Origin of the sequence: Kineosporia rhizophila (assembly GCF_021277265.1) — a bacterium.
GTDB lineage: Bacteria > Actinomycetota > Actinomycetes > Actinomycetales > Kineosporiaceae > Kineosporia > Kineosporia rhizophila.
In genome coordinates this window covers 1-5,319 of the sequence record NZ_JAJSOH010000063.1, presented here as the reverse complement: position 1 = coordinate 5,319, position 5,319 = coordinate 1, and the positions used below count along the sequence as shown (strand labels likewise).

Below are 5,319 nucleotides of genomic sequence, written 5' to 3'. Positions count from 1 at the left end.
CTCTCCGAGACCGGGCGCGACAAGACCGGCGCATCAGCCGACTGCAGCTCACCATCCAGCCGCAACACACTCGTCGCCCCGGTGACCACAGACTCAGGCGTCGTGATCAACAGACTGGGTGAAGCGTCCTCAATGATCGCCGTGATGCGCTCACCCGGATAGTCCGGATCGATCGGGACATACGCCGCCCCCGCCCGCAACACAGCAGCCAACGACACCACCAGATCCGACGACCGAGGCAACAGCACCGCGACCCGGTCGCCCACCTGCACACCACGCTCGACCAGAACGCCGGCCAGCGCGTTCACGCGAGCATCGAACTGCGCGTACGTCAGCTCCGCGCCCTCAGCATCAACCAACGCCGTCGCGTCCGGCGTCTGCTCGGCCTGCGCCCGTACCAGAGCATCCAGTGTCATGGCCGGGAGCGGGACCTCTGATCCCGCCTGCCATTGCGCCACGGCTGCCTGGTCGCGCTCCGGAAGCGCCTGCAGCGCAGAGACCTGCTGCTGCGGGTCCGTCGCGATCCCGTCCAGGACGGCTGTGAGCACGGCGACGAACCGGTCCACCATCGTCCGGTCGAGGATCTCGGTGGCGTAGGTCAGGAAGCCCTCGATGCCTTCCTCGGTGTCCGCCAGGCTCAGGTCGAGGTCGGTCTTGGCTGCGGCCAGTTCGCCGTCCACCGGGGTGACGTCGACCCCGGGCAGGGCCAGACCCTGCCCGGGCTTGCCGGTGTAGTGGGTGAGCATGATCTGGAACAGCGGGTTGCGGTTGGCCGCCCGCTCGACCCCGGCCACCCGGGCGATCTCCTCGAACGGCGCGCTCTGATGGGCGAATCCTTCCATCACCGTTTGTTTGGTGGACTCCAGCAGCTCGGCCCAGGTCTGCGCCGGATCCAGCCGGTGGCGGAAGGGCAGGGTGTTGACGAAGTACCCGACCACGTCTTCCAGCCCGTCCTGCGTGCGTCCACCGATCGGCGAACCGATGACGACGTCGTCGCCCGCTCCCAGGACGGAGGCGGCCACCGCGGTCGCGGCCTGGGCGATCACGAACATGGTCACGCCCTGCTCGGCCGCCACCCGGCGCAGCTTGCGCGCAGTTTCGGGGTCGACGTCGAACGTCAGGTCCAGGCCGTGATGGCTCGGCTCGGCCGGACGGGCCCGCCCCAGGGAAATGGTGGACTCGGCCGGAGCGTCAGCCAGGACGTCACGCCAGTAGCCCAGGTCAGCGCCGAGCACACTGTTGCCGTCCTCAGGGTCACCGAGGGCCGCACGCTGCCAGACCGCGTAGTCGGCGTACTGCACGGGAAGAGGTGGCCAGTGCGGGCGTTCGCCTTCCACCCGGGCGGTGTAAGCGGTGGCCAGATCACCGAGCAGCGCCGGGAACGACCACTCGTCCACGGCGTGGTGATGCACCGCCAGCACGAAGACCCACTCAGCCGGGGCCACCCGGAACAGGCCGGCCCGGACCGGCAGGTCTGCGGCCAGGTCGAACCGGCGCTGCAGCAGCTCGGCCACGGACTGATCGCTGTAGGCCACCGTGACCACGTTCAGAACGGCTTGCTCCGGGGCGAGCACAACCTGACTCAACCGGCCCTCTTGCTCGACCAGAAGCGTCCTCAAAGCTTCGTGCCGCCCGACCACGTCCTGGACGGCGTCGATGAGCGCCTTCTCGTCCAGAGCGCCGGACAGGCGCAGCACGGTCGGCACCACGTAACGACCGCCGGGACCGCCGAGTTGCTCGATCAGCCAAAGGGACTGCTGGCCGTACGAAACCGGAAGCACTTCCGGGCGAGGAAGGTCTCCAAGCTTGGGCGTCGCCGGCTGTGCAGCAGCATCGCCGAGAGCCGCGAGCGCGGCAATGGTGGGCGCCTCGAACACGTCCCGCAGGGTCAGCGCCGCGCCCAGCACGGCGTTCGCCCGAGCCACCACGCGGGTGGCCAGCAGGGAATGACCGCCGAGGCGGAAGAAGTCGTCGTCGACCGACGGAGCCTCGGGCAACTGCAGGACGTCGGTGAAGATCTCGGCCAGCGCCGTCTCGCTCGCCGTGGCCGGGGCCCGCCCTTCGCCCGCACCGGCAGCCAGTTCGGGCAGTGGCAGCGCGCGGCGGTCCAGCTTGCCGTTCACGGTGACCGGGAACGCGTCCAGCACCATGAAGGCGCTCGGAACCATGTACTCGGGCAGCCTGGTGGCCGCGAAATCCCTCAGCTGCTCCACGGGAGAGCTGGTGGTGACGTAGGCGGCCAGGTACTTGCCACCCGCGGGGTGGTCGAAGGCCAGCACCGCAGCCGCGGTCACCGCGGGGTGCGCCTCCAGCACGTTACGGATCTCGTCCAGCTCGATCCGGAAACCGCGCACCTTCACCTGGTCGTCGGCCCGGCCCAGGTATTCGAGCTGACCGTCGTGACTCCAGCGCACCACGTCGCCGGTGCGGTAGAGGCGGGTGCCGTTCTCGCCAGCGATGAAACGAGCCGCGGTCAGGGCAGGCTGGCCGACGTAGCCGTCGGCGATCTGAACCCCGCCGAGGTACAGCTCACCGATCACGCCGGGCCCGACCGGGCGCAGCCAGGAGTCCAGGACGAGCACGTCGGTGTTCCACACCGGGCGACCGATCGGGACCGTGCCGGCGTCGGGACCCAGGTCCTTCAGCGCGAAAGCTACGGTTTCGACCGCGGCTTCGGTAGGTCCGTAGGTGTTCCAGACGTTGATGTCCGAGCCTTCGAGGTCCTTCGCCAGACCCGTCGGCAGAACATCGGCACCCAGCGAAAGATGCCTTAGTTGCGACACCTTAGGGTCGAAGCCGGTGGCGGTGATGGCCTGGAACACCACCGGCACGAACTCCACGAATCCGATCGGCTCCGAGGCCAGGATGCCGGCCAGGTACTCGACGTCCTTGTCCCCACCCGGACGGATCAGACGGGTAGCGGCACCCACGGTCAGCGGCCAGAAGAACTCCGGTACGGACACGTCGAAACCGGCAGAGCTCTTCTGCAGCAACCGGTCGCCGGGTTCGAGCGGGAACACCCCTTGACGCCAGGCAATCAGGTTAACGATCGCACGGTGGCTGACCGCCACACCCTTCGGACGCCCCGTGGTACCCGACGTGAAGATGACGTACGCAGTGTCGCTTTCCAGAACCGAGCGCGACAAGACTGGCGCATCAGCCGGTTCCAGCTCACCGTCAAGCCGCAGCACACTCGTTGCTACCGTGACCACAGACTCAGGCGTCGTGATCAACAGACTGGGTGAGGCGTCCTCAATGATTGCCATGATGCGTCCACCCGGATAGTCCGGATCGATCGGGACGTATGCCGCCCCCGCCCGCAACACAGCAGCCAAAGACACCACCAGATCGGACGACCGAGGCAACAGCACCGCGACCCGGTCGCCCACACTGACGCCCCGCCGGACGAGCACGGCGGCCAGAGAATTCACGCGAGCGTCGAACTGCGCGTACGTCAGCTCCGCGCCGTCAGCATCCACCAACGCCGTCGCGTCCGGCGTCTGCTCGGTCTGGCGCTGCACCAGTGCATCCAGCGTCGCCGCCGGGACCGGGATCACCGGCCCAGCCTGCCATTGCGCCACCGCCTTCCGGTCTTGCGCCGAGAGCAGCAGCGATTCAGAGATCTGCTGCTGCGCGTCGGTGACGATGGCCTGCAGAACGGCGGTGAAGACCTCGACGAACCGGTCAACCATCACCCGGTCGAGGACCTCGGTGGAGTACGTCAGGAACCCGTCGAGGCCCTGCGTGGTGTCGGCCAGGTTCAGATCGATGTCGCACTTCGCGGCCGAGACGTTCCCATCCACAGGGATCGCCGTGATCCCGGGAAGCGACAGACCTCTGGCCTGCTCCCCCACGTAGTGAGTGAGCATGATCTGGAACAGCGGGTTACGGTTGGCCGCTCGCTCGACCCCGGCCGCCTTCGTGATCTCCTCGAACGGCGCGCTCTGGTGGGCGAACCCGTCCAGCACCGCCTGCCGGGTGACCTGCAGCAGATCAGCGAAGGTGTGGGCGGGGTCGAGGTGATGCCGGAAGGGCAGGGTGTTGACGAAGTACCCGACCAGATCTTCCAGACCGTCCTGCGTACGCCCACCGATTGGCGAGCCGATCACCACGTCGTCGCCGGCCCCCAGTACCGACGCCGCCACCGCCGTCGCGGCCTGGGCGATCATGAACATCGAGACGCCCTGCTCGGCCGCCACCTTGCGCAGCCCTCGGGCAACCTCCGCATCCACGCCGAACGTCAGATCAGCGCCGTGATGCGTCGGGTTGCTGGGACGCGGCCGGTCCAGCGTAATCGTGGACTCCGGCGGCGCCTCCGCCAAAACGCGGCGCCAGTAGTCCAGATCGCGGGCCAGAAGGGAATCCGGGTCATCCGCGACGCCCAGTACGTCACGCTGCCAGATCGCGTAGTCCGCGTACTGCACCGGCAGCGGCGTCCACTCCGGAGCCTGCCCGGCAATCCGGGCCCGGTACGCCGTGGACAGGTCACCCAGCAACGACGGGAAGGACCACTCGTCCACCGCGTGATGATGTACGGCCAACACGAAAAGCCGCTCGCCTGATGGCATACGGAACAGACGGGAACGCACCGGCGTTTCGGTGGCCAGGTCGAACCGGCGCTGCAGCAGGTCGGTTACGGCCTGATCGCTGTGTTCGGCGACCTCGGGTTCCAGCACTGCCTGACCAGGCGCCAGGACCACCTGGTGCAGCCCCCCGTCTTCCTCCACCAGAAGCGTCCGTAGGGCTTCGTGGCGGTCGATCACGTCCTGCAGGGCTCGAAAAACCGCGGTCTCATTGAGCTCACCGCTCAGACGCAGCAGCATCGGCACCACATACCGGCCCCCCGGCCCGCCGAGCTGCTCGATCAGCCACAACGACTGCTGACCGTACGACGCAGGCACCCGATCCGGCCGGGCCCGGCCTCCCAGCCTCACCGTGCCGGTGGGCGTGTGCTGACCGACGACTCGGGCCAGCGCGGCCACCGTCGGCGCCTCGAAGAGCTCCCGCAGGGTCAGCGTGGTGCCCAGTGCAGCGTTGACGCGCGCCACGACCCGAGTGGCCAGGAGGGAGTGGCCGCCGAGGTGGAAGAAGTCGTCGTCGATCGAGATGTTGCCGTCGAGTTTGAGGACGTCGGTGAAGATCTGGGTGAGGGTGGTTTCGGTTGCGGTGGTCGGGGTTCGGTTGTTCCCGGTGCTGGCGGTGAGGTCGGGTGTGGGGAGGGCGTGTCGGTCGAGCTTGCCGTTGGGAGTGATCGGGAGGGTGTCGAGGACGACGAACGCGGTGGGGACCATGTAGTCGGGTAGGCGTTCGGCGGTGTAC

The 5,319-nt window shown here is 68.0% G+C and carries 1 protein-coding gene; it reads right to left on the bottom strand.

Annotated features, from left to right (window positions below):
- Positions 1-5,319 (bottom strand): non-ribosomal peptide synthetase (locus tag LWF15_RS35670; protein WP_232815433.1); only part of this gene is annotated, 5,319 nt, incomplete at both ends.